The sequence below is a fragment of the Paraprevotella sp. genome (genome assembly GCF_986071375.1).
Genome location: NZ_CFQRNQ010000006.1, coordinates 36,216 through 61,905, shown reverse-complemented (window position 1 = coordinate 61,905; position 25,690 = coordinate 36,216). Strand labels below are relative to the sequence as shown.

Genomic DNA, 25,690 nt, shown 5'->3' with positions numbered 1-25,690 from the left:
AGTCAACGGAGGGAGGTCGGTTGGCAGTTTGTTGTTTTAAAGAGACTTTATGATGAAACGACTATTATTGGTGACCATGGGGACGGCTTCGTTCCTCCTGTCTTCGGCGCAGGTGCCGATAGATGAAGCCCATTTTCCGAATTCTGGTTTACGGAATTATGTCAGGCTTAATTTCGACACCAATGGGGACAAACTTTTGGACGATGAAGAGGTGCGGGCTGTGACACGGATTGATTTGTCGGAATATAGATCCACCATTACTTCGTTGAAAGGCGTGGAACATTTCATTTATTTGCAGGACTTGGAGTTGAAGATGGTCGATGTGGACGAAATGGATGTAAGTGCCAATGCGGATCTTGTACGTTTGAAGATTGGAGGACTTTTTACCTTGGAGAAACTTGATTTGCGTCAAAACAAAAAATTGGAGTATTTCCAATTGAATAACGGTCCTTCCTTGTCGTCTCTATCTTTGGACTGTCCGAAGTTGGAGACCTTGATACTTCCTTCCCTTTCTTTAGGCACATTGGATTTGTCCGCATCTCCGGGATTGAAGCATTTGGAGTGCCCGAAATGCGGTTTGACTGCGTTAGACTTGAGACATTGTCCAAAATTAAAGGTGTTGGACTGTTCGGGAAACTCCTTGACAACCTTGGATTTGAGGCATTGTCCGGAATTAAAGGTATTGGACTGCTCGGGAAACTCCTTGACAACCTTAGATTTGAACGAGAAAGCGCAGTTGGAGACTTTCAATAGCAGCGGTCAAATGGCCGTCGGTGCGTCACCCGTGGTGGATGGTTGGTTCGATTTGTCCACGCTTTCGGGGTTTGATGCGGAGCGGTCGTATGATTGGGTTGGCGCATATCGCTACGGCAACCGTATCGTTTTCGATCAAACCTTGGCCAAATACAAGTACAAGACTGGAGTTGTTTCCGGATCGGGTAGCGAAATCGAGTGTTGTTTGAAATGCAATGCAGAAGACTTACCCGTTTTGCTTGGCAAGTTCGGTAATATCAGTACGGCTTGGTTGTATGATGCTGACGGCGACGGGAAGAAGGAATATTATAGGATAGACAAGGACGGAAAGTTCAAGGCTCGTTACCATTGGCACGCTCCCGGCCGGTATGCGCGAGATTTCCTGTTGGATTTGCCTTTTACCTATTTGGATGAAGACCGTATGATGACGCATCTGAACAACGACGGCATACCAGATTTTGCCAATCGTGCTTTCGCGGATTTCCGCAAGATTGAGATAGCTCTGGGTGAGGCAGACGGTACTTATACCCTGATGGACGGATGCAACTCCGCTTATCCGTTGGACGTGAACCATGACGGGTTGCCGGACTTGTTCGCGTTCAACAACACGGACTGGAGCATCTTTTACCAAAATCCTGACGGGACGTTTACCGCCACGCGCATCGACACCATTTCGCGCGTGCAGGCCGATTCGTTGGTGGCTCAAAAGGCAGAGGAAGCTAACGGGAAATTCGACATCAGCGACTTGCCGTCGTTGAGCGACGGGATGTTCATTGGCGGAAGCCCTACGGTAGATGAAAGTTACAAATTCACGCAGGCCATCGACGTGAACCGTGACGGTTACATGGATTTGGTGGGACCTCGCACGATTTTTTATAACGTGGGCGACAACCGTTTCGTGGCTTCCCCGCAGCCGGGCGAGCTGACGGTGAAGGACTTGAACGGTGATGGTATCCCCGATTACATCTATAATGATACGGAAGGAAAGCGCGTGTATACCCGCACGTACTTGGGTGGCGACCGTTTCGAGGAACAAACGTTGATGAAGGACTTGGACGTGACGAACATTTATTGTTATGACTTCGACAAGGACGGCGACGTGGACATCCTGCTGACGTTCGATTACCTTTCGTCCTCCACTTTTTCATTCCTGGTTTTTGCCGAAAACACCGGCAAGGGGAAGTTCACGATTCACGAGCATTCCTTTAAGACGAAGTGGGCGTTCGGACAGTGTCTGGATTTCGACAACGACGGTTGCATGGAACTCTTGGCGGGCGTGCAGGATGAAGGTCGGTTAGAATATAGATGTTCTTCCGTGCACGGGTTGTATTTGTTCCGGTTGGACGACATGAAGAAAGTGGAAGAACCATCTGCGATGCAAGTGGACGCGACTTTCTTTTATGAACGGGACAACGGTCCTGGTACCGATTGGCAAGAAGCGGTTGTGAGCCGTTTGGACGAGAACATCACCGTGGCGGATATAGATAATGACGGGCGTTTGGAGCTCCTGGCCGATACGACGAAGACGGCTGGCGGTTATTGGGCCACCAAAGACTTGCCCCTCTTGCAGGGCATCCCGGCCAACGAAGCCCCGCAACGCATGTCCGCCCCGTCGGTAAACCTCGACCGCAAGAGCGGCAAACTGAAGGTTGCCTGGAAGCCGGGCAAGGACAAGGAGACTTCTACCGTGGATTTGACCTATGCCCTCCGTATCGGCAGTGCGCCCGGCATGGACGACATTTATTTCTCGGGAGCGAATGCCGACGGCAGCCGACGCGATTTCCGTCCCGGCAACATGGGGGCGAACTTAGATGCCACATTGGACGTGAGCCGTTGGAAGCACGGCACGTATTATATAGCCATACAGACGGTGGACCCGATGGGCAAAGGCTCGGTGTGGTCGGACGAGGTGGCGTACGAGCACGACCTCGTGCAGGCGGCGTTCACGGTGTCGGATGATGAACCGGCAGCGGCAGACACTTTGGTACTGACGGCAGCTTCCCGCGCCGCCGGGTTGGATTACGCTTGGGATTTCGACGGAGGCAAAGCCATAAAGGCTTCGGCTGACAGCGCACAGGTATGGCTGACGTTCGACGTGCCCGGCGAGAAGCATCTCCGCCTGACGGTGACGAATCCGGCGGATGGCACGGAGGATGTGCGGGAAAAGGTCGTGACGGTGCAGCGTGCCACTTTCCAGTATAGCGATGCTGCGGCTTTCGGATATACCCAAGCCCACCATTTTTGGGACATGGATGGTGACGGTGTGTTGGATTTGATAGACAAAAACGGCTTTTATGTACATGACGGCATGGGGCATTATGAGAAATTGGGCACGATATTCAACTCCAATTTGGAAATCCCGTACCGTGCAGACGGATTGTCTCCTTTCGTTGACTTCGACATGGACGGGGATGCCGACATCGTGATAAAGAGCAATAAAGGAAACCTGATACTCAACAACGGGAACAAGTCGTTCGAGGCACAAGAAAGCAACTCCTTGCTTTGCGATGGTCCAAACGGGCAAAGCGATGTCTTGCCGGACTTGGACAACGACGGCTTCAATGAAATATATTACAACGCGAATGAATATGACCAAAAGGGCATCTACGTAAATATGGGTGATAACGTACGGTTTGAACAGTTCCAATTCCCTAATACCGGGGATGAGTATAATTTCCGTTTTGATTACGAAGCCAATCAGGTTTATGATATTAACCGTGACGGTTATCCTGATTTTTATACTACGAGCGCACGCCGGGTCTTCGGCAACGCTTGGGAACGGTGTGAGGCTGTGGCTATCAACCAAGGCGGTATGAATTTTGTTTACCGTGCCTTGCCGGAGGAGACCGGAACGTTGGCGGCTTATGAGGACGTGGATGGAGACGGAGTGCCGGACAAGGTAATGCAGTATGGTGATAATGGTGTGGAAAAGGATGTGGTTGGCATTTGCTTTGGCCGAAAGGACTACACGTTTGAAACTCCTGTCAAGTTCAAGTTCCCCAATGCCCGAAGTACCAAGTATGCCCTGAACGTGCTGCGCGTGTCTGACTTCGACAATAACGGATGTATGGATATTTTAGTGCAATATGACTTCAACTTGTCTGGGGTGTCAAAGGATGAATATGCCGTGCTTTACATGGAGCGCGACCGTTCTGGGCAGGTCGAGGTTTTGCATAATATGGATTTGGGTTACCCGATAACTATGGCAGATATAGACAACGACGGTAAACCGGATTTTTATAATTACGATGAATGCCAACTGCTCCGCACCGGCATCCCGAACACCGCCCCCGAAGCTCCTGCCCATGTGCGGGCTACTCAGGAAGGCCTCGGCATACTATTGGAATGGGATGACGCCTACGACAAGGAGACCCCGGCCATGCAGATGCGCTATAATGTGAGCGTAAAGAAGAAAGGGGCAGAAGGCGAGGGGGCCTATATCATCTCGCCGCTGAACGGCGGAAACGACAAGACGGCGGTCATCCCCGGCGTATACTACCAGAAGGCCACGCGCAAGATGATTCCCATCGAGCGGTTCGAGGCCGGACAGGAATACGAGGTGCAGGTACAGGCCATAGACCTGTGGGATGCCCATTCGCCCATGTCGGAGACCTATACCTTTACGGTGAGCGAACAGTTCATCGCCGGACCTACGGTGACGGCACCGCGCAAGGCCGTGGCTTTGACGTATAATGTGCCCGATGCCGCTTTGCAAACCGCCGAGTGGAACTGGGACGGCGGGACGCTTCTCGGTCAGGAAGGGAAACGGTTTGAGGTGGCGTGGGACGAGCCGGGGCTGAAAACCGTGACCGTCCGCACGGCAGATGGCGAAACAGCCACCAAGAACGTGATGGTGCGCGACATCGACCTTTCGTTCGACTTCCCCACCGAAGGACTGGCCGGGACGGAGATTACCTTCACGCTTCCCGAAGCCTTTGCACAGGCTTCCCGCGAGGACATAGATGTCGTGCTGTCGGACGAACGTGTCGAGATGCTGCTCCGCGTGGGGAGCCGGGAAGCCAAGGCGGTGTTCCCCGATGCCGGTGATTATTCCTTCCGCTTGTCGGTGCGCGACTCTGTGTGCGGCGTGGTGGAATCGGAAGAAAAGCACATCCGCATCGTGGGCGAAGTACCTGTGCCCGTTATCCGTCTGGTAGGCATCGATGCGGCTACCGGCAAGAACAAAGTGACGTGGGACATGCCCGGCATGCCGGATTTCGTCACCACCGTGAATATATATAAGGAGAGCGGACGCTACAATGCGTTCGACTGCATCGCACAGGTGGCTCCCGGGGCGGGAGAGTTCGTAGACACATCCTCCAATCCTTCTGTCTCGTCCGACCGCTATTGCATCAAGTTGGGCACGACGTTCGGTGTGGAAAGTCCGGCTAGCCGTGTGCATAGCGGTACGCACCTGATGCTGAACAAGGGAGTGGGCGATGCCGTCAACCTGATATGGAACGCCTACGAGGGTGGCATTGTGAACAGTTACCGCGTCTTGCGCGGAACGTCCGCCGACCGTCTGGAACTGTTGGCCGAGGTGTCGGGTGCCCATACGGCCTACACCGACCTGAACGCCGGGGACGGGACGTATTTCTACGCCTTGGAGTATGACGAGACTTATTCCGACGAATGGCAACCGATGGCGAGGACATCTGATGGCAGGTCGTCCGGAAGCGGCCGCTCCAATGTGGTATGCACGGACGGGGCATGGACGGTGGTACCTGCCGAACAGTTGAACGTGCTGGCCATAGAGAAGGAACTCGTGCTGACACCTTTGCAGCCCACGTTGCATTTGCAGGCCGAAATCTTGCCGGCCATGGCGGACATCCGTACGGTGAACTGGCAGATTACGGAAGGTGGCGAACTGGCTTCGCTGACTCAAAACGGTGTGTTGACGGCCCAAGGAAAGGAGAACGGCGACATCGTGGTATGCGCCACGACCGTAGACGGAACGAACATCGAGGCCCGTGTGACCGTCGTGAAAAAAGACTTCGGTATCCTGCCGCAGTCGGTCACGGTGACTACCGTGGAAGGCACTACGCAGTTGACTCCCCTTACCGGACGGTTGCACTTGCAGGCATCCGTGCAACCCGAGAATGCCTCCCAGCTCGTAGCATGGAGCGTGGTACAGGGAGCCGGGCTGGCCACTTTGGATGAAGACGGCGTCCTGACCCCGACCGAAACGGGTAACGGCGACATCGTGGTGCGTGCCACTTCTTTGGAGGACGCTTCCGTGTACGGCGAGTTGACTCTCCGTAAGGAAGGTTTCTCCGGCGATGGAGTAGAGGGAGTGAATGCCGGACAGATGTCGGTGCGCCGCGTCGGCGACGACCTGTGGATTGAAGGTCTGCCCGAGGACAGCGAATGCGGTTTAAGCATCGTGGATCCCTCCGGACGCGTGCTTTCCACGGAATACCGGCGCGAGGGACGTTCGGGCAGAATCTCTTTGGCGCGTCTGGCTTCCGGCACCTATCTGCTTCAGGTTGTTACCGGTGAAGGTAGGCAAACGTTCCGTTTCTTCAAGTAGGCCGGAACGTACATCATAAGGAAGCGCCCCGGGCATTCGGTTGTGGCCGTAATGTCCGGGGCGTTTGGTGCTTTTTAGATACCAAGAAGGTGGGTTTGTAAATATAGTATACTTCTAAAAAGGTTGGCTTTCATCTGCGGATTTTTCTGCGCCAAATGATTTTTCAATCTCAGCCGAACGATTTTCCGTTCTGCGCCAAATGATTTTCGTTTCTCTTGAAGGTGAAAAAACGATAAGATGAGCACGTGGAAATGAAGTGCTGAAGGTGGAACGCCTGCTTTGGGAGTGCTGATTTATTTTATTGTTTTATAGAAGTTTATGTAGTGGCAGAATAAAATGGGCTGTTCTTTTCTTCCGAAAGGAAAGGCGATACATCGCGTTTGCAGAGTTCGGAAAACGGGATGCGCATGATGTCATATTTATCGAAAAAATGCCATAATGGCATTTTTCTTTTGGCCGGATGAAAAATAAGTCCTACCTTTGCAGCCGAAATAATATTCGTAATGTTTTGTAATCCTCATCGGAGGGCAACAATGAAATGCCGGATAAGATGACTGGGTAAAACCAATCACTTATCCGGCATTTTATGTGTGGTAAAATAAAAAAGACGTAGAAATGAAAGAATTGGATTTGACACAAGGAAGCGTGCCAAAGGTTCTGCTACATTTTGCAGTCCCGTTTTTATTGGCCAACGTGCTTCAGGCGCTCTATGGGGGAGCCGACTTGTTTGTGGTGGGGCAGTACGACGGTGCCGCGAGCGTGGCCGCCGTGGCCATCGGAAGTCAGGTGATGCAGACTGTGACGGGCGTCATTCTCGGGCTTACGACGGGGATAACGGTGTTGATAGGCATTGCCACGGGGGCGAAGGATGACCGTAAGACGGCTTCCATCGTGGGGACGGGCATCTGGCTCTTTGCCGTGGTGGCTGCCGTACTGACCGCCCTTATGGTGGCACTGCACGGACAGATAGCCGTTTGGATGCACACGCCTGTTGAGGCCATGCGCGACACGGAAGCCTATCTTTGGATTTGTTCGATGGGCATTCCTTTTATTATGGGCTATAATGTCGTGTGCGGTATTTTGCGCGGGTTGGGAGATTCGCGCACGCCGCTCTATTTCGTGGCGTTGGCTTGTGTGTTGAACATCGTGTTGGATTTCATCCTTGTGGGGGCGTGCGGCATGCGTGCGGTCGGGGCTGCTGCGGCCACGGTCACGGCGCAGGGTGCCAGTTTCGCGACCGCACTCGGCTTCTTGTACCGCAAGGGATTTCATTTCGAGTTCACGCGGCGCGACATCCGTCCGGTGAGGGCGTTGTGCCGGCGAATGGTGTTGCTCGGGGCACCCATCGCCTTGCAGGACTTGTTGGTCAACCTCTCTTTCCTGCTGATTACGGTCATTGTCAACGGGATGGGCGTGGTGGCTTCGGCGGCTTTGGGTGTCGTTGAAAAGCTGATTGTCTTTGCCATGTTGCCGCCGATGGCCATAGCGTCGGCTGTGGCGGCCATGACAGCCCAAAATTACGGTGCCGGGCTGAGGGGGCGTATGCGGTATTGCTTGCGCTCGGGCATCGCCATGGCCTTGGTTTTCGGCGTTTCCGTGTGCGTCTATTGCCAGTTCTTGCCGGATACGCTGACGGGCATCTTCACGAAAGACGCGGCAGTCATGCAGATGGCTTCCGGCTATCTGCGGGGATACAGCATAGATTGCATCATGGTGAGTTTCGTGTTTTGCATCAATGCCTATTTCAGCGGGCAGGGCAATTCCGTGTTCCCCATGGTACACAGCGTGATTTCCACTTTCTTGTTTCGCATTCCGTTGTCGTATGCGTTTAGTCTGGCGAGTTCTTCTTCTTTGTTTCTCATGGGGTTTGCTCCTCCGTTGTCCACGTTGGTTTCGCTGATGATATGTATCGGGTATATGAGATACAAGGGAAAAAAGGAAATTATGCCGGTTTGTGTGTAAGAAAGCTGTTAAAAACAGATGAGGGGAAAACGTATTTCCCGTAAAATATCTAATTTTGCAGCGTAAATAAAAAATGTAAGTATGAATTTGTCTGAACTGATACAGAAACGGCAAAGTGACCGGAAATACGAATCGCGTCCTGTCAGCCGTGAACTGGTGATGAAATGTCTGGAAGCTGCACGTCTTGCCCCTTCGGCTTGTAATTCACAACCGTGGAAATTTGTTGTCGTGGACGATGCGGCGTTGTTGCCGCAAATGGGAGCGGCGGCTGCGGGGATGGGGATGAACGGATTTGCCCGTGAGGTGCCCGTCATCGTAGCTGTGGTGTTGGAGAAAATGAACTTGACGGCTCGTATTGGTAGTGTCATCAAAGACAAGGAATACTCTTTGCTCGACGTGGGTATCGCAGTGGAGCATTTTTGTTTGCAAGCGGCCGAACTTGGCTTAGGGACTTGCATCATGGGTTGGTTCGACGAAAAGAAAGTGAAAAAGCTGCTTGGCATCAAAGGAAAGCGCGTACCTCTGCTCATCTCGCTGGGCTATCCGGCGGGGGAGACCCGCAAGAAAGCGCGCAAGTCGTTGGAGGAAATGAGCAGTTGGAACCAATATTAGTACTGGAATCATGGATAATAAAAAGGTGAAAGGCTATGCTTACGGTGTCATAGCATCGGTAAGCTACGGGCTGAATCCGTTGTTTGCCCTTCCGCTTTATGCTTCGGGCATCAGGGTGGATTCCGTGTTGTTCTATCGTTATGTGTTTGCCTTGCTGTTCCTGGCCGTGATGATGAAGATGAGCGGACAATCGTTTGCCCTGAAACGGAGTGAAATCCTTCCGGTGGCGGTCATGGGATTGCTGTTCTCCTTCTCCTCGCTGTTTCTTTTCCAAAGCTTCAACTATATGGATGCGGGCATCGCCTCTACCATCCTGTTCATGTATCCCGTGCTTGTGGCTGTGATTATGGCGGTATTCTTCAAGGAAAAGCTGAGCGTGGTGAAAATAGCATCCATTGCCACGGCTTTTGTAGGTATTTCCATGCTTTATAAAGGCGAAGGCGGTGCCACGCTGAGCATGACGGGCGTGTGTCTGGTGCTGATGTCCTCGTTGACCTACGCGCTGTATATCGTAGGCGTGAACCGGTCTTCCTTAAAAGAGATGCCGGGATTGAAACTCACGTTTTATGCCATTTTGTTCGGTTCGTTGGTCTATATCGTCCGTCTGCGCGGAGGGATGGATTTGCAATGGCTTACGGGAGGAACGCAATGGATGAACGCGTTGGGATTGGCTTTGTTCCCGTCCCTGATATCCATGGTGACCATCGCGAAAGCCATCCGGAACATCGGTGCCACTCCGGCTGCCATTCTCGGGGCGTTGGAGCCGCTTACGGCATTGTTCGTAGGTGTCATGGTGTTCCACGAGAGGCTTACGGGCGGTAATGTGGTCGGCATCTTGCTGATTCTTTTTGCTGTGACGCTGATTGTAGTCGGGCCGCGCGGATGGTTGCGGTTCAAGGCCGTGTGGCATAAGCGGACGGTTGGATAAAGCTCTTGTCGGCTTGTATGGAAAACAGCAAAGGGACTGTCCCGGGATTGGCCGGTAACAGTCCCTTTGCCCTTTGGGGGAGGAGGTTAACGCTTTTGTATGTTTTTGCCTGAAGCGGATACTTGCACGGGATTCCCCGAATAGGCGATGCTCCCTCCGCCGCTTGTGTGGGCATCCAACGATTCCGTGGCATGGCACGAAATGTCTCCTGCCGAAGAGGCGTTGGCATCCACATGCCGGGCTTCCATATTGCCGGCATCGATGTCACCGCTGCTCGAGGCTGTATATTTGGCTTGTTCACATTTACCCTGCAGACGAAGGTCTCCGCTGGAGGTGGCTGTGGCTATCAAATGCGTGCACTCCAACCCTTTGATGTGCAAATCCCCGCTACTGTTGCATTGCAAGTCGGCCTGTTGGCATTTTGAACCACCGAAATAGATGTCGCCGCTGCTGTTGGAGGCCGCAGTGAGGAGGCCGCAGGAAACGGACTTGCCTGATATGTCACCGCTGCTGTTGGATGTGGCGTGCAGGTCTTTGCAGCTGATGTCCTGGCACGAGATGTCGCCGCTGCTGCCTGCCGTGAGACGGAGGGTACCCTTTACGTGCAGGCCGTCCTTTACGAGAATGTCCCCGGAACTGGAGGCAGACAAGCTACCGACCGGGCATGCCTTGACATGCACTTCCTTTATCCCTTTGGTTTTTGTGGGGTCTTTGGGCTTTTTCATGCCTACGACCAATGTCCCGTGGGCATCCACTTGCACACTGATGTAAGGCAGGACGGCCTTGCTCGCACGGATTTCCACGGACGTTTCATCGTCAGATGGGATATAAACCACATCGACAGACGACGTGGCTGATATGGCGTTGAAGTCGCCGACGGTCACTTTTTGTGTCTGTATGTCTTTGGGACTTGCCCCGGTTTCCCCGTCACAAAGGGATTGGGCAGGGCTCTTTGTGCAGCTACAGTAGGCAATGGCTGAGACGAGAAGAAGAAAAATTTGTTTTTTCATACTTTTTATTTTATAGGATTAATGTGGTCTCTTCCCGAAGGTGTCTTGCAAATGATGCGCGGACGTCCCTTGTAGGATATGCTGCCCGTGCCGTTCACTTCCCCCTCTATCTTGCGAGTGGCATGGCAACTGACCGTCCCTTCGCCTGTCACAGAGGCTGTGGCATCCATGGCTTGTAGCCCTTCGGCTTCGATGCTTCCGTGCGACGCATTGGCCAGTGCGGCCTTTGTGCAGCTGCCCGTGAGGATGACGGTTCCGGAGGAAGAGGATTGTGCCGCAACGTCGGTAGCCGTGATCTCCTTGGCGTTGATGCTGCTTCCCCCTTCGGCTTGCGCATGCAGGAGGCGGCAAGTGATGCCGCCGGTCAGGTCGATGGAGGCATTTGCTTTTGCATGCAGCATCACGTCGCGGCAGGTGAATTGTTGGTCGGCATGGAAACTCTTGTCGGACGTGGCGGAAATGTATAAATCCCTGCAAGTGATGGGGCCGCATATTACCGGACCATTGGCTGTGATGTGTACGTCACCGTCACTATATGCCCCGTCTTTCAGGATAAGTGTACCGGTTCCTTTATTGTGGAACGTGTCCATGGGAGGAGCTTTCAGTTCGATGCTGAACGGGGTATCCGAAGAGATGTCGGCGAAATGTTTCATGTTGACAAAGAGCGTTCCATTCTTGTTGACGTAGACTTCCAGAAATGGCAATACGTTCTCCGGCGCATTGAGTTCTATGTCTTTTTCGCCGGGAGTGGGGGTATAGATGATGTCGAGGGAAGCCGACGTGACAAGAGTGTTCAGACTGTCCACCGAAATTTTCCGGCTATCGTAATTCTTTCCTGCCGTGAGTGCCACGGTCTTGACTTCCCTGACCTCCGTCACTTCGTACACACCGGCGTATCCGGCGGCAAAACCCTCATGGCTTTTTCCCATATTCCGGATTTGCAGTTCGGCATAGGCCGGGTAGCCGTTCCGGGTTCCTTGGGTGGCGTTGTCGTAAGTGGGCAGGAGTTTCTCGGTCAAGTCCTTGATCCAATACACCATTGTGTCACCGCAAGAGGTGAAAGTGCGTACTTCGTGTCCTATGACCAATTCTCCCCGGACTGTTTGTAGGGGAATATCCGTGAGGACGATACTTTCCGGATCGAAGAGAGGCTGCTCTTGTCCTATTTCCACGAAGATGGCTTTGTCCGGGTGGCTGTCGTGGATTTCAAAATACCTCCGTCCGCTGTTGCCCGTGCCCCAACCGTTACAAGTGGAGGGGATGGCCTCTTTCGCTTCTATGGCGGTTTCGAACCGGTCGGCATAGTCGCCGGTGGGCAGGAGGATGTAGCGGGTCACTCCCTTGCGGTCACAATCCACTTCCTTGAACTTGCAGGTTTCTTCGCTGTTCCATCCCGGGCTTTTTTCCAACTGGTCCAGTACGTCGTCGATGTCGCCGTCTTCGATATGGAAGATTTTGATGACGGGACGGCCGTCGGAGCGGGAGCGGCCTGTATGTTTGACGACTGCCCCTTCGAGCAGTCCGTCCGTGACGACACAAGTCTGGCTGTCGCGTTGTGCCCAGAATTGCAGTCCCGCACCGGATACGATTTCCCATTTGAATCCTTGGCGCGCTTTTTGTGTCGGCAGTTCCGGGAAGACGGGGTACTTGCCGTCGCGGTCGCCGAAACAGGCTGTGAGTAGGAGCAGATAGAGTCCTGCGGTAATTTTAAACAAAGAGCTTTTCATTGGGTGTAGGGTTGAGGTTTATAAATAAACAAGGAGTATTCTTGCCGGATCCGGATGGTCAGGAAAGGAATACTCCATGTCGTATGGTTATCGGATGAACAACAGTTCGCGGTATTTCGGAAGCGGCCACATCTCGTCGTCCACGATGAGTTCGAGTTTGTCCACGTGGTAGCGTATGCTTTCCAACATGGGAGCCACTGTGTCGTGGTAGGCAATGGCTTTCTCACGTACGTTTTCAATGCGGTTGGCCACCTTCCGGTTTTCCACCAACCGGTCTGCGTTTTCTGCGATGAAGCTCGTGTGTTCCGAAATCTTTTCTATCAGTTCCAAGTTCTTGGCATTCAGCCGGGCTGCGGTCTCGGCAGGGAAAACCTCTTGTACTTTGTGCACGTTGTCTATCAAGGCACTTTGGTAGCGTGTGGCCACGGGAATGATGTGATTCATGCACATGTCGCCGAAGATGCGTGCTTCCACTTGTACCTTTTTGGTATAGGTTTCCCATTTGATTTCGTTGCGTGCCTCGATTTCATTGCGTGTGAACACATGGGTCGTCTCGAACATCTTCACGCTGCTTTCGTCCAGATAGCGGTCGAAGATAAGCGGGCAACTGCGTTCCGTGTCCAATCCCCGGCGTCGGGCTTCTTCCTGCCATTTTTCGGAATAGCCGTTACCGTCGAAATGGATGGGCTTGCACGTCTTGATGTCCTCGCGTACCACTTGCAGGATGGCTTTGGTCTTGTCTACGCCGTTTGCTATCAAAGCGTCCACCCGCGTCTTGAAATCGATAAGGGCTTCGGCCATAGCCGCGTTCAGGGCTATCATGGCAGCGGCACAGTTGGCTTGTGAACCGATGGCACGGAACTCGAACCGGTTGCCTGTGAAAGCGAAGGGAGACGTACGGTTGCGGTCGGTGTTGTCGAACAGCAGTTCCGGAATTTGCGGGATGTCGAGCTTCATGCCGTGTTTGCTGGCCACGTCTATCAGTTCGTCGTCCGTAGAATGTTCCAAATGTTCGAGTATGTCGCTCAGTTGTTGGCCGAGGAACGAGGAAATGATGGTCGGCGGAGCCTCATGCCCTCCCAGGCGGTGGGCGTTGGTGGCACTCATGATGGAGGCTTTGAGCAACCCGTTATGGCGATAGACTGCCATGAGCGTTTCCACGATAAAGGTGACGAAACGCAGATTGTCGGTCGGCGTTTTGCCCGGCCCGTGCAGCAGGATTCCGGTATCGGTGGCCAGTGACCAGTTGTTGTGTTTGCCTGACCCGTTGATACCGGCGAACGGCTTTTCGTGGAGCAAACAGCGGAATCCATGTTTACGGGCTATTTTCTTCATCAGTGACATGAGTAGCATGTTGTGGTCCACTGCCAGGTTGGTCTCTTCATAGATGGGGGCCAATTCGAATTGGTTTGGAGCCACTTCATTGTGGCGTGTCTTGCAAGGGATGCCCAGTTCCAATGCCTGTATTTCCAGGTCTTTCATGAATTCGGCCACCCGTTCGGGGATAGAACCGAAGTAATGGTCATCCATTTGTTGGTTTTTGGCCGATTCGTGCCCCATCAGCGTGCGCCCGGTCATGAGTAAGTCGGGTCGGGTGGCGTAAAGTCCTTCGTCCACCAAGAAATATTCCTGTTCCCAACCCAAATTGGAAATGACTTTTTTCACGTCCGGATAGAAGTAGCGGCATACGTCGGTGGCCGCTTTGTCTACGGCATGGATGGCCTTTTTCAGGGGTGCCTTGTAGTCGAGCGCCTCGCCGGTATAAGAAATGAAAATAGTGGGAATCATCAGGGTATCGCCGAGGACGAAGACAGGCGAAGCGGTGTCCCAGGCAGAATAGCCGCGCGCTTCGAACGTGGAGCGGATTCCCCCGTTGGGGAACGAAGAGGCATCGGTTTCCTGTTGGATGAGCTGCTTGCCGGAAAATTCTTCCACCATGCCGTCTTTGCCGTCGTGTTCCACAAAAGCATCATGTTTTTCGGCCGTGCCTTCGGTGAGCGGTTGGAACCAGTGTGTACAGTGGGTCACACCCAACTCCATGGCCCATTTCTTCATGCCGGCAGCCACGACATCGGCCGTTTGCAGGTCGAGCGACGCACCGTTGTCTATCACGTCGCACATCTTTTTATATACGTCGGCCGGGAGATATTTGAACATCTTCTGGCGGGTGAATACATATTTGCCGAAGAATTCGGACGGTCTTTCGGCCGGGGCCGGAACTTCTACGGCTTTCTTCTTAAAAGCTTCGCCTACAACTTTAAATCTAAGTGAGGATGACATATACCTTTTTGTATTATGGGTTATTTAAATGTTTAATCAATAAAACGGCGGGTGAGCGGAGCGAACTCTTCGATGCGGCGGTCGCGCAGGAAAGGCCACCAGCGGCGCACGTTTTCCGAGCGTTCCAAATCAATTTCCACCACCATGTTTTCTTCCGCGTCGCGACTGGCACGTGCCAACATCTCGCCCTGCGGGCCGACTACGAAACTGCTTCCCCAGAACTGTATGCCACGGGTTTGCCCGGATGGGTCCGGCTCAAGTCCCACACGGTTCACCGCGATGACCGGCAGGCCGTTGGCAACGGCATGGCCCCGTTGTACCGTGGTCCAGGCCTCGCGTTGGCGTTCCTGCTCTTCGGGGGCATCGCTGCTTTCGTATCCGATGGCCGTAGGGTAGATCAGGAGTTCTGCGCCTTGCAGTGCCATGAGACGCGCACCTTCGGGATACCACTGGTCCCAACACACTTGCACGCCTAACTTGCACAACGATGTCGATATCGGGTGGAAACCTAAGTCGCCCGGGGTGAAATAAAATTTCTCGTAATAAGCCGGATCGTCGGGGATGTGCATCTTGCGGTAGGTTCCTGTGATGGAACCGTCGGTGTCGAACACCACCGCCGTGTTATGGTACAGGCCGGCTGAGCGCCGTTCGAATAAGGACGTGACCAGCACGATACCGAATTGCCGGGCCAATTCGCCGAAGAATCCTGTGGACGGGCCGGGAACCGGCTCGGCCAAATCGAAATTCCGCGTATCTTCCGTCTGGCAGAAATAAAGCGAGTTGTGTAACTCCTGAAGAACGACGAGCTGTGCGCCGCGCTTGCATACGTCTTCTATGTTTTGTGCCAACTTGTAAAGGTTGGCTTTGGTGTCTGCGGTATTGGACTGTTGCACCAGTCCTACTTTTATCTTTTTCATGAGGGTGTTCTTTTATTTGAGTACGGGTACGGGAAATTGCATCGTGCAGCAATGCAGCGAACCGTGCTGCCGGATGAGCGGGCGGCAGTCGATACCGACCACTTCATGCTGAGGAAAGGCTTTTTGCAAGGCTTTCCGGGCTTGTTCGTCCAAGGCGGGCTGATGGTAAGTCGGCATCAGTACGGCTCCGTTGACCACCAGGAAATTGGCGTATGTGGCCGGAAGTCGTTGCCCGTCTTCGTCGAAGATGGCTTCCGGCATGGGTAGGGCGACGAGCCGGTAGGGGGTGCCCTGAAGCGTGCGGAACGTGCGAAGCTGTTCTTCCATGCGTGCGAGTGCCTCGTAGTGTTCGTCCTTACGGTCTTCGCATTTCACGTAAGCGATGGTCTGGTCGGGGCAGAAACGGGCTAAAGTATCTATATGGCTGTCCGTGTCATCGCCGGACAAGTAGCCGTGGTCGAGCCATAGGATTCTCTCGACGTGCAGGAACGCTTTGAGCCGTTCTTCGATGTCGGCGCGGTTCAGACGGTCGTTACGGTTGGCCGAGAGCAGGCATTCCGAAGTGGTCAGGAGCGTGCCGTGGCCGTCGCTTTCGATGGAACCGCCTTCGAGTACGAAGTCCAGATGGTCCGTGTACGTTCCATTGAATACGCCTTGTTCCATCAGCTTCCCGTTGATGCGGTTGTCCTGGTCGGCGGCAAACTTCTTTCCCCATCCGTTGAAACAGAAATCCAGAAGCTGCGGTCCGGTCTCGCCTACCAAGGTAATGAACCCATGGTCTCGCGCCCACGTGTCATCGGTAGGGCAATTGGCCCAACGTATTTGCGCGAAAGCCTGTGCTGGAAGTTTCTCTTTCAGGAGAGCCTCTACTTGGGGGCGTTCGGGTGTCACTATTAATAAAGGTTCGCGCGAGGCGATTTCGTAGGCCATCCGCACGTAACAGGCGGTCACCTCTTCCAACATGTAGCACCAATCCGTTCCGGCATGCGGCCATGTGAGCTGTACGCCGCTTTGCGGAAACCATTCCGGAGGCAGGAAAGTGCCCCGGATTTCCGTCTCTTCCGGGCCGTTTACTTCGTCAAAACGTATTTCGTACCAACGTTCCATTGTGCTGTTGCTACGGACTTTGTATTGCAATCCCATAGATAAATCCTGTAATTCGTGTAAATTTACGGGACAAAGATACGAATCTTCCGGAAATAATGGCTTTATTTTTATTAACTTTGTGCATGGAATGGACGAGATGTTGAAAATAGAATCGGCTACGTTGCGGCTTGGGGGGCGTTTGCTCTTCCGGGATTTCAGTCTGGAGGTACGGGCAGGCAAGTGGGTTTGCGTGACCGGTGAGTCCGGTTGCGGCAAGACTTCGCTGCTGCGTGCGGCGTTGGGGTTCCTGCCGTTGGAGTCAGGGCGGGTGTCTGTCGGCGGGGAGGAGTTGACAGAGCGTACGGTGGAGCGTATCCGGAAACGCACGGCCTATGTGCCTCAGGAACTGTTCCTTCCGGCTGAGTCGGTAGAAGAAATGTTGCACCTTCCTTTTCACCTGAAAGCGAACCGGGACAAGGATTTTTCGGAAGAAAAGCTGTTACGTTTTTGGAAGTTATTGGGACTGGAGCGGGACTTGTTCCATCGTAAGGTGGTCCAGTTGTCTGGCGGACAGCGGCAACGTATCATTCTGTCCATGGCCGCCATGTTGGACAAACGCCTTTTGTTGGCCGATGAGCCGACTTCCGCGCTCGACGAGGACAGCGTGGGGAGGGTGTCGGCTCTTTTCCGCCGTCTGACGGCCGGAGGAACGGCCGTATTGAGCGTGTCGCATAACCGGGCTTTTCTGGAAGCCTGCGACCAGGTGGTAAAACTTTGAACGGGCTGTGATGGGAACGGAGGATTTGACTTATACAGGATTGGCCGTCGGCATGTTGCTGATGTTGGTGCCTTTTTATTTTTTGTGGCGTTTCCGCACGGGGCTGCTTTCGTCGGCTTTGTTGGGGACGGTGAGGATGACCGTGCAGTTGTTGCTTATCGGGGTGTACTTGCGTTTATTGTTCCAATGGGACAACGAATGGGTCAACGTGTTGTGGATGGCGGTCATGGCCATCATCGCTTCCCATACGGCTGTCAGCCGCACGGCCTTGCGTCGCGAGGTGCTGCTTCTGCCGGTTTTCACAGGCTTTCTGGTTACGGCCTTGTTGGTGTCGTTGTATTTCTTAGCCTTCGTAGTGCGTGCCGCAGATGTGTTTGCCGCACGCTTCTTCATTCCTGTGGCCGGTGTGCTGTTCGGCAATATGCTGACGGTGAATATCATGGCTGTGAATGTCTATTACAGCGAGCTGCAGCGCGAACAGAATATGTATTATTACCTGTTGGGCAACGGGGCGACCCGCTTCGAGGCCACGTTGCCTTTCCTCCGTTCGGCCGTCATCAAATCCTTTTCCCCGTGCATCGCCAACATGGCCGTGTTGGGCATCGTGTCTTTCCCGGGGACGATGATAGGCCAGATACTCGGCGGTTCGATGCCCGAAGTAGCCATCAAATACCAGTTGATGATAAGCGTTATCACGGTCGTGGCTTCCATGCTTTCGTTGGTCATTACGATTTCGCTTTCCGTGCGCCGTACGTTCGATGAGTTCGGGCGGCTGAAGCCGATATTCAGGAAAGGCCGGAATATTAAATAAATGATAAAATCCGCTAGGTTTCCTTGGAAACCTCCCGTCTTATCCCTATCTTTGCAGAAATTTTCTATGACGTGAAAATTAAGGAAGTAGTTTTTGCCCTTGAAAGATTCGCGCCTTTGCCCTTGCAGGAGAGCTATGACAATGCCGGTCTGCAAGTAGGATTGACAGAGGTGGAAGCATCAGGGGCTTTATTGTGTCTTGACGTGACCGAGGAGGTAATAGACGAAGCCGTTTCTTTGGGTTGCAATCTCGTTGTGTCCCACCATCCGTTGTTGTTCCACGGGCTGAAGACTGTGTCCGACCGCAACTACGTGGAACGGTGCGTACGGAAGGCCATCCAAAACGACGTGACGATATATTCGGCGCATACGAACTTGGACAATGCCGAGGATGGCGTGAACTTCAAAATCGCCGAGAAGTTGGAACTGGAACAGGTGAGGCTCCTTCAGCCACATCCCGTGAAGGTGAAGGACGGCGGGCATGAGTACACCGTCATGGCGGGGAGCGGGGTCATCGGCGTCTTGCCCCAACCGGAGGATTCCCTGAAATTCCTCCAACGCATCAAGTCCGTATTCCATATCGAGTGCCTGATGCACAATGAACTGTTGCAGCGTCCGGTGCGCAAAGTCGTGCTTTGCGGAGGGGCGGGCGATTTCATGCTTGAAGAGGCGCTCAATCAGAAAGCCGATGCTTTCCTGACAGGGGAGATGCACTACCATCAGTACTTCGGCCACGATCAGGAGTTGCAGATTGCCGTCATGGGGCATTACCAGAGCGAGCAATATACGAAAGAAATTTTTTATTCCATCATAGGTGAGATTTGTCCCGAACTGCCGCTTTACATGACGGCGGTGGACACGAATCCCATAAAATATTTGTAATAAGCATTATGGCAAAAGACATGAAGAAAGATGCGACGGACCTGTCGATTGAAGAAAAGTTGAAAAACCTGTACCAGTTGCAGACCATGCTTTCCGAAATCGACAAAATCAAGACGTTGCGCGGAGAGCTACCGTTGGAAGTACAGGACTTGGAGGACGAGATTGAAGGCTTGTCTACCCGTATTGAAAAAATACATGGAGAGATAGGGGATCTGAATGCGGACATTGCGGCACGCAAAGCCAATATAGAAACTTGCAAGGCGGCTATCGAAAAGTACACGCAGCAGTTGGATAACGTGCGCAACAATCGTGAATATGACTCCTTGACCAAGGAAATAGAATATCAAACCTTGGACGTGGAGCTGAATGAGAAGCGTATCCGCGAGGCTTGCGATGCCATTGAACACAAGAACGGGGAAATCGCCCATTGCACGGAGCTGATGGACGACCGGCGTGCGGATTTGGATGTGAAAAAGTCAGAGTTGGACGACATTATTTCCGAAACACGGTCGGAGGAAGAGAAGTTGCGCGAAAGAGCCAAAGAATTGGAGGCTACCATAGAACCCCGTTTGTTGTTGGCATTCAAGCGTATCCGTAAGAACAGCCGCAACGGATTGGGTATCGTTTACGTGCAGCGCGATGCTTGCGGTGGCTGTTTCAATAAAATCCCCCCCCAACGCCAGTTGGATATTCGTATGCGCAAGAAGATTATCGTATGCGAATACTGCGGCCGTATCATGATAGACCCGGAATTGGCCGGAGTGGAAATCGAAAACAAGGCGGTGGAAGAAAAGCCGAAGCGTCGCCGTCGGGCTGCCGCTGCGGCAGAGGAGTAAGCATACCGCTTTTTGGGGTATTCGGGAAAGATTTGCAAACGCGCCTGCGACAACCGTGTCGCAGGCGCGTTTTTCCCTATTGGGCATTCTCCTTTTCGTTTTTCCACATCCTCATGCCGTTTTCAGTCTTTTTGTAAGGGATGTCCCGTGTCGCTCTTCCCGCAGCCCGGATAAGGAGGATTTCTCTGATTGTAAAATAAAAACCGTGTTTTTCCGTCCGGAATCCAAGCCTCGGAAGCATGTAAATTTACTCTCCGCAGAATAAAAAATCAATCTCAGGAGAATGAAAAATCGTTTGCCTGAGATTGATTTTCCGTTTTGCGGAGAATGATTTTGTGTTCTTTTATTATTTATAAATAGTTGTAATATAGTGCTTTATACGTAAAGCTGAATTTTTGTAGAAGAAAATCCCGAATTGTTGGATTATTTTCCGTATATTTTCCATACGTGCCCATGCGGAAGCCTCGTCGGAGGTGGGATGGCATGGGATGGCATATATAAAGAAGGCGTTTACTTGACGCTTTGATTCTTTGGCTACTCAGAATCTCGCAAGTTCTAATCACTGTCGAAGACAAAGCAACGGTAGATGCCCTGTGGGTGTTTTATATCAGCCCCGATTGTATCCATATGTGTTTTGCATGGATAGAGGGGACGTATATATAAACATATCGGCGTGGGCTTCTGCGTTGCTCGTTCGGACAGTGATGGGCAATGCGAGAGCCTTGAGTAGCGGAACGGGCAACAGGTACAGGCTCCCACGCTTTTTTCGTATATGCACACAATCAGGCTTTTTATGGATTCCGTCAGGGGAGTCGGGCGGAGGGTTAAAATGTGGAAATCATGAAAATGAGGTATTTTTCTTTCTTGATGTTTTTGATGTTGGGCGTGTACGCTTTCGCACAGAAGGACGTGACGCAGTTTCTCGGTATTCCTGTGGACGGGACGAAAACGGAAATGGTACAAAAGTTGAAGGCCAAAGGATTTAAGTATAATAGCACTTATGATTGGTTGGAAGGGGAGTTTAATGGCCGTGAGGTTGTCTTGCTTATTGCTACCAATAATAATAAGGTGTGGCGTGTTGCGGTAAGGGACAAGTGGACCATGGATGAAACAAATATAAAAATCCGTTATAACGATTTGTGTCGACAATTCGCCAAGAATGAGAAATATTGTTCTTTAAATGATAATCCGCTATTGTCCGAAGAAGAGAATATAGGTTATGAGATGTTAGTGAATAATAAAAGGTATGAGTCGGCCTATTTTCAGTCGCCCAAAACAATCAGTACGTTGTCTGAGGAAGAGAGGCAAGAAATGTTGTCTGCGACAGGGCTTCACGAAAAGGATTTGGATAGTTTGTCTGCCAAAAGCTTAGATGACCTGACTGATGTGTTTGTTGGGTATCTGGGGGAGAACTATTGGTCAAAAAAAATGGTTTGGTTTATGATTGATGGAGAAGGGGTGGAATACCGTATTGTGATATTCTATGATAATGAATACAACCATGCAGATGGTGAAGATTTATAATAACCGATTTAAAAAGAGGTTTTTATGGAAGAAATGAATTTGGAAAAGGAAATGACTGTCCATTGCGGCAAGGTAACGGATAGCATGGAGACGTTGGAATCGTTGTGCCGCGAGGAAGCCGAAAAGCTTCTGGCTACATTGGATGTGCCGGAAGGCAGACAAGTGGAAGTCCCGTTTTGGACGAAGGATTTTCCTGAACTTATAGCCGTAGGCAAGTTCAGCCGCGACAAGTCCGGCAAGGTCATATACGAACTGGACTTTTCACAATCCACTTTGTAAACCTCGGGCGCATTTTGGTGATTGTGCCGCAATGAATTCCTTCTTCCTTGTTTTGCCATCCAAAGAAGCAAACAAGGTGGGAGGAAATTTTTTATGTTTCCTATCGTGAGGGAAAGCCCTTATAAAATCTCCCCATATTCAGGTATGTCCGGCAGGAACTTGCAGGAGTTCGTGTCGTAATCCATCCTGCAACAATAATGTTGCAGGCCGTTGGAGACGATGAGATAGTCTACGCGCAACACCATATTGTAACGCGAAACCTGGGCAAATACCTTTTGGGTGATTTCGATGTGCGGGGCTTTGTATTCCACAATGACGCGCGGACGGGCTTGCCGGTCGTAGACCACCGTGTCGCAACGCTTGGCCGTGCCGTTCAATGTGAGTGAGATTTCATTGGCCACCAAGCCCGGCGGGTAATGTTTGTGGGCGACGAGGTAATGCACGAAATGTTGCCTGACCCATTCTTCCGGGGTGAGAGCTACATATTTGCGGCGCAATTCATCGAAGACGACCGTCCGGCCGTCCCGCTTTGTCACTTTTATGGGATATTGTGGAAGGTTTAACGTAATCATTTGCTAACTTTGCAAGGAATACCCCTCTGTCTTTTGTGGGGTAAAGCCAGAACAAAAATACGCAAAAACAATGAAAACGAAAGCGGAAATCGTGGAAAATTGGTTGCCACGCTATACACAACACCCCTTGTCCGACTTCGGGGAATATGTCTTGCTGACCAATTTCAATAATTACGTAGATATATTCTGTGAACAGTTTAAGCTTCCTCAGCCCGGTTACGGGGCGAACATGCGGATGGCCACGGCGGAGAATATCACCATCATCAACTTTGGGATGGGAAGCCCGAATGCGGCCATCATTATGGATTTGCTGAGTGCCATAGAGCCGAAAGCCTGCCTGTTCTTGGGCAAATGCGGGGGAATCTCTTCTAAAACGAAACTGGGAGACTTGATTCTTCCTTTGGCGGGAATCCGCGGAGAGGGGACATCGAACGATTATTATCCGCCCGAGGTGCCTGCGTTGCCGGCTTTCATGCTCCAACGTGCGGTGTCGACTGCCATACGGGATGCCCATCGCGATTATTGGACGGGCACGGTGTACACTACGAACCGTAGGATATGGGAGCATGATGAAAAGTTCAAGGCGTATCTGAAAGACACCCGTGCCATGGCCGTGGATATGGAGACGGCTACGCTGTTCACGTGCGGTTTCGCCAACCACATCCCGACCGGGGCTTTGCTGCTCGTATCGGACAATCCGATGATGCCCGAAGGGGTAAAAACGGCAGAGAGCGACCGGGAAGTGACGCATAACTTTGCGCCGGAGCATGTCACGATAGGAATAGAGGCGTTGAAACTGATAATAGGTGAACGGAAAACTGTGAAACACCTGAAATATGATTGGTAATCCAAAAGAGAAAAGCAGATGGCAGTGAAGAAAGAAGGGGTGACGTATGATGAAATCGTACGTTCCGTAAGGGCGGGCAATTTCGCGCCCGTTTATTATTTGATGGGCGAGGAGGCTTATTATATAGACAAGGTGAGCGAGTTTATCGTAGGCACGGCGTTAAAGGAGGAAGAGAAGGATTTTAATCTCACGGTATGTTATGGTACGGATGTGACGGTAGACGAGGTAATCAATGCGGCCAAGCGTTTTCCGATGATGGCGGAACGGCAGGTGGTTTTGGTGCGCGAAGCACAGAGCTTGCCCGGAAAAGAGCGTCTTTCCTTTTACCTGGAGCATCCGCAGCCCTCTACGGTGCTGATTTTTTGCCATAAACATGGCGTTTTGGATAAAAGGAAAAAGTTGGCGGCGGATATACAGAAGGTTGGGGTCTTGTTTGAGTCCAAAAAATTGTATGATAGCCAACTCCCAGGATTTGTCACGACCTACTTGCGCCGTAAGGGGGTGACGATGGAACAGAATGCCGTGATGATGGTCTGTGAGTCTGTGGGAAGTGACCTGTCGCGCCTTTCGGGCGAGTTGGACAAACTGATGTTGGCTTTGCCGGCAGGGGAGACGCGTATCGGTGCTGCCTTTGTGGAGCAACATGTCGGCATAAGCAAGGATTTTAACAACTTTGAATTGGTATCTGCGTTGGTAGCCAAGGACGTACTTAAAGTAAATCGTATCGTGAAATATTTTAACGATAACCCTAAGAATTTTTCTTTGCAGTTTACGCTTTCCGTCATGTTCGGTTTTTTCAGCAATTTGATGGTGGCTTACTATGCACCGCAACGTACGGAGGAGGCGATTGCCGATTGGATAGAGCAACCGCGTTGGCAAGTGGCTCGGAACATACTTCCTGCCATGCAAAAGTATTCGGGTGTGAAAGTGATGCAGATAATTGGGAAACTACGTGAAACGGACGCTAAATCGAAAGGTTTGGGTAATACAATCGCCACTCCCGGCGATCTTTTGAAGGAATTAGCCTACTTCATTTTGCATTAAAACGGCTGTTTTTAATTTATTTGAAGCCTTGTCGAAACTGTTAAAAAGTAAGTTATAGTATTTGATTATAGGAGGTTAGCTCGTTTTTTGCTTCCTGAGATTTTAAAATTCCGGCCCGTCCTTGCCATCGGGTCGGAATTTTTTAGTATTGAAAAAAAGAGCCTTTTTTCATTTTCCGGTGATTTACATTATGTTTATTTTGCATTTATGTTTTGGATTACAGTTTATATATGAAACAAATGATATTTATGTTTTGAAATAAATTCATAAGGTTTAAGAATGTAAACCATGATTGTCGCTTTGTAAACAGCTGAATTTACTTTTCCGATACATTCGATTTTGTTTTATGAATGAATATTTATTCCTTGCAATGTTAACTATGTTATTTTATTGAAAACCATATATTTGTATTAGTTTATCATCATATTTTCTTATGGGGTACTTCATATTTTTGCAATAATAATATGCAAAACGGCAAAGTGTGAATGTATGATGAAGAATAAATGCGCGGAAGCCAGTTTTTTAGCTAAATTCGTTGAATAAACCATATAAATTAGATATAAGAATATAAATCTATTTATGTTTATGAATATAAACCCCGAGTCCTTCTTGTTTACAAACATAAAAATACATATTCCTGAATATTTATAGAGGTGAATTTAATTTTGTGGTTTATGTTTATTGTGCGTTCCATTTTTTGTTTTTACCTTTGTAAACGTAAAAAACTCCTTTGTAGAGAGAGGAAAACAAAGGGCAATAGAAAAAATGATGAAAGAACGAATATTGCAAATCATGAGAAGGGAAAACATGACCCAACAAGAGTTTGCCAAAGCTATTGAGGTGTCTCCCGCATCCCTGTCAAATATCTTCAATGGTAAAACCAACCCAACGAACAATCATGTGAGTGCGATTCACCGCCGTTTTCCGGATATCAATATAAATTGGTTGATGTTTGGAGAAGGTGACATGTATGCAACTGTTTCGGATGAAACTAAAGATGGTGTCGACGGAGGGGAAAGTACGATTAAAAGCGGTGCGGAGAAAGCTTCCATAGATGCAAGTGGGGAGCCTACGCTTTTCGACATTTCGGATCCCGGACATTATGCCACATGGGCACGAATGGAAGACATTAAAGACGTGGATGACCAGAACCGGCAAATTCCCGTGGTGCGCGAGGTGGTAAAGTATGTAGACAAACCCCAGCGTAAGATTACGGAGATAAGAATTTTCTTTGATGATGGAACTTTTGAAGTTTTTAGTTGATTGAAAAGAAGAATCAGGACAATCTTATAGCTATTTCTTTGCTACGGCTT

Annotated in this window: 19 protein-coding genes; 13 read left to right on the top strand and 6 right to left on the bottom strand. The window is 51.1% G+C overall.

Translation table 11 applies throughout. The features are described 5' to 3' along the window. Positions 1-49: 49 nt before the first annotated feature. The 4 genes from AC5RDV_RS04770 to AC5RDV_RS04755 all read left to right on the top strand — a co-directional run bounded on the left by AC5RDV_RS04770 (position 50) and on the right by AC5RDV_RS04755 (position 9,785). The gene (locus AC5RDV_RS04770) at positions 50-6,283 is read left to right on the top strand and encodes a leucine-rich repeat domain-containing protein (protein ID WP_282747182.1); all 6,234 of its coding nucleotides are present in this window, start codon (positions 50-52) and stop codon (positions 6,281-6,283) included. Between the two features lie 615 nt (positions 6,284-6,898). After that, positions 6,899-8,245 carry an MATE family efflux transporter gene (locus AC5RDV_RS04765; RefSeq protein WP_282747184.1) on the top strand — a complete coding sequence of 449 codons (1,347 nt, stop codon included), beginning with the start codon at positions 6,899-6,901 and terminating at the stop codon, positions 8,243-8,245. An 81-nt stretch (positions 8,246-8,326) separates the two neighbouring features. Then, a complete protein-coding gene (locus AC5RDV_RS04760) occupies positions 8,327-8,857 on the top strand; it encodes a nitroreductase family protein (RefSeq protein ID WP_008627375.1) in 531 nt (176 codons plus the stop codon). A gap of 10 nt (positions 8,858-8,867) precedes the next feature. Continuing rightward, a complete protein-coding gene (locus tag AC5RDV_RS04755; RefSeq protein WP_130893015.1) occupies positions 8,868-9,785 on the top strand; it encodes a DMT family transporter in 918 nt (305 codons plus the stop codon). Between the two features lie 86 nt (positions 9,786-9,871). Here the strand turns inward: AC5RDV_RS04755 and AC5RDV_RS04750 are convergent, their stop codons facing one another. From AC5RDV_RS04750 to AC5RDV_RS04730, 5 genes are all read right to left on the bottom strand, one after another. Further along, positions 9,872-10,795 (bottom strand): head GIN domain-containing protein, encoded by a 924-nt coding sequence (locus AC5RDV_RS04750; RefSeq protein ID WP_282747185.1) that lies wholly within the window; start codon positions 10,793-10,795, stop codon positions 9,872-9,874. Between the two features lie 5 nt (positions 10,796-10,800). After that, positions 10,801-12,522, bottom strand: coding sequence for a GIN domain-containing protein (locus tag AC5RDV_RS04745; RefSeq protein ID WP_282747186.1), 1,722 nt, complete (start codon positions 12,520-12,522; stop codon positions 10,801-10,803). Positions 12,523-12,609: 87 nt separating this feature from the next. Further along, positions 12,610-14,802: a glutamine synthetase III family protein gene (locus AC5RDV_RS04740; RefSeq protein ID WP_282747188.1), complete on the bottom strand. Its 2,193-nt coding sequence runs from the start codon at positions 14,800-14,802 to the stop codon at positions 12,610-12,612. A 32-nt stretch (positions 14,803-14,834) separates the two neighbouring features. Next, on the bottom strand, positions 14,835-15,719 hold the full coding sequence (locus tag AC5RDV_RS04735) for a carbon-nitrogen hydrolase (protein ID WP_282747189.1): 885 nt from the start codon (positions 15,717-15,719) through the stop codon (positions 14,835-14,837). Between the two features lie 12 nt (positions 15,720-15,731). Further along, a complete protein-coding gene (locus AC5RDV_RS04730) occupies positions 15,732-16,862 on the bottom strand; it encodes an agmatine deiminase family protein (RefSeq protein ID WP_282747190.1) in 1,131 nt (376 codons plus the stop codon). A gap of 91 nt (positions 16,863-16,953) precedes the next feature. Here AC5RDV_RS04730 and AC5RDV_RS04725 point away from each other — a divergent pair, with 91 nt between their 5' ends. The 6 genes from AC5RDV_RS04725 (at position 16,954) to AC5RDV_RS04700 (ending at position 21,914) form a co-directional block, all read left to right on the top strand. Continuing rightward, positions 16,954-17,583 carry an ABC transporter ATP-binding protein gene (locus tag AC5RDV_RS04725; RefSeq protein ID WP_008627383.1) on the top strand — a complete coding sequence of 210 codons (630 nt, stop codon included), beginning with the start codon at positions 16,954-16,956 and terminating at the stop codon, positions 17,581-17,583. Positions 17,584-17,593: 10 nt separating this feature from the next. After that, positions 17,594-18,394: an ABC transporter permease gene (locus AC5RDV_RS04720; RefSeq protein ID WP_008627385.1), complete on the top strand. Its 801-nt coding sequence runs from the start codon at positions 17,594-17,596 to the stop codon at positions 18,392-18,394. Positions 18,395-18,465: 71 nt separating this feature from the next. After that, the gene (locus tag AC5RDV_RS04715; protein ID WP_040602844.1) at positions 18,466-19,275 is read left to right on the top strand and encodes a Nif3-like dinuclear metal center hexameric protein; all 810 of its coding nucleotides are present in this window, start codon (positions 18,466-18,468) and stop codon (positions 19,273-19,275) included. Between the two features lie 8 nt (positions 19,276-19,283). Continuing rightward, positions 19,284-20,111, top strand: a complete 828-nt coding sequence (locus tag AC5RDV_RS04710) for a zinc ribbon domain-containing protein (RefSeq protein WP_008627390.1) — start codon at positions 19,284-19,286, stop codon at positions 20,109-20,111. 840 nt (positions 20,112-20,951) lie between these two features. Continuing rightward, the gene (locus AC5RDV_RS04705) at positions 20,952-21,635 is read left to right on the top strand and encodes a hypothetical protein (RefSeq protein WP_282747194.1); all 684 of its coding nucleotides are present in this window, start codon (positions 20,952-20,954) and stop codon (positions 21,633-21,635) included. A gap of 24 nt (positions 21,636-21,659) precedes the next feature. Then, positions 21,660-21,914: a hypothetical protein gene (locus AC5RDV_RS04700; RefSeq protein WP_282747197.1), complete on the top strand. Its 255-nt coding sequence runs from the start codon at positions 21,660-21,662 to the stop codon at positions 21,912-21,914. Positions 21,915-22,033: 119 nt separating this feature from the next. Here AC5RDV_RS04700 and AC5RDV_RS04695 read toward each other — a convergent pair whose 3' ends face one another. Next, positions 22,034-22,486 (bottom strand): type I restriction enzyme HsdR N-terminal domain-containing protein, encoded by a 453-nt coding sequence (locus AC5RDV_RS04695; protein ID WP_008627400.1) that lies wholly within the window; start codon positions 22,484-22,486, stop codon positions 22,034-22,036. A 70-nt stretch (positions 22,487-22,556) separates the two neighbouring features. Here AC5RDV_RS04695 and AC5RDV_RS04690 point away from each other — a divergent pair, with 70 nt between their 5' ends. From AC5RDV_RS04690 to AC5RDV_RS04680, 3 genes are all read left to right on the top strand, one after another. Further along, positions 22,557-23,333, top strand: coding sequence for an AMP nucleosidase (locus AC5RDV_RS04690; protein WP_008627401.1), 777 nt, complete (start codon positions 22,557-22,559; stop codon positions 23,331-23,333). A 24-nt stretch (positions 23,334-23,357) separates the two neighbouring features. Beyond that, complete coding sequence (gene holA, locus AC5RDV_RS04685; RefSeq protein ID WP_282747244.1) at positions 23,358-24,377, top strand: DNA polymerase III subunit delta; 1,020 nt, start codon at positions 23,358-23,360, stop codon at positions 24,375-24,377. 765 nt (positions 24,378-25,142) lie between these two features. After that, the gene (locus AC5RDV_RS04680; RefSeq protein WP_443688491.1) at positions 25,143-25,640 is read left to right on the top strand and encodes a helix-turn-helix domain-containing protein; all 498 of its coding nucleotides are present in this window, start codon (positions 25,143-25,145) and stop codon (positions 25,638-25,640) included. Positions 25,641-25,690: the final 50 nt, after the last annotated feature.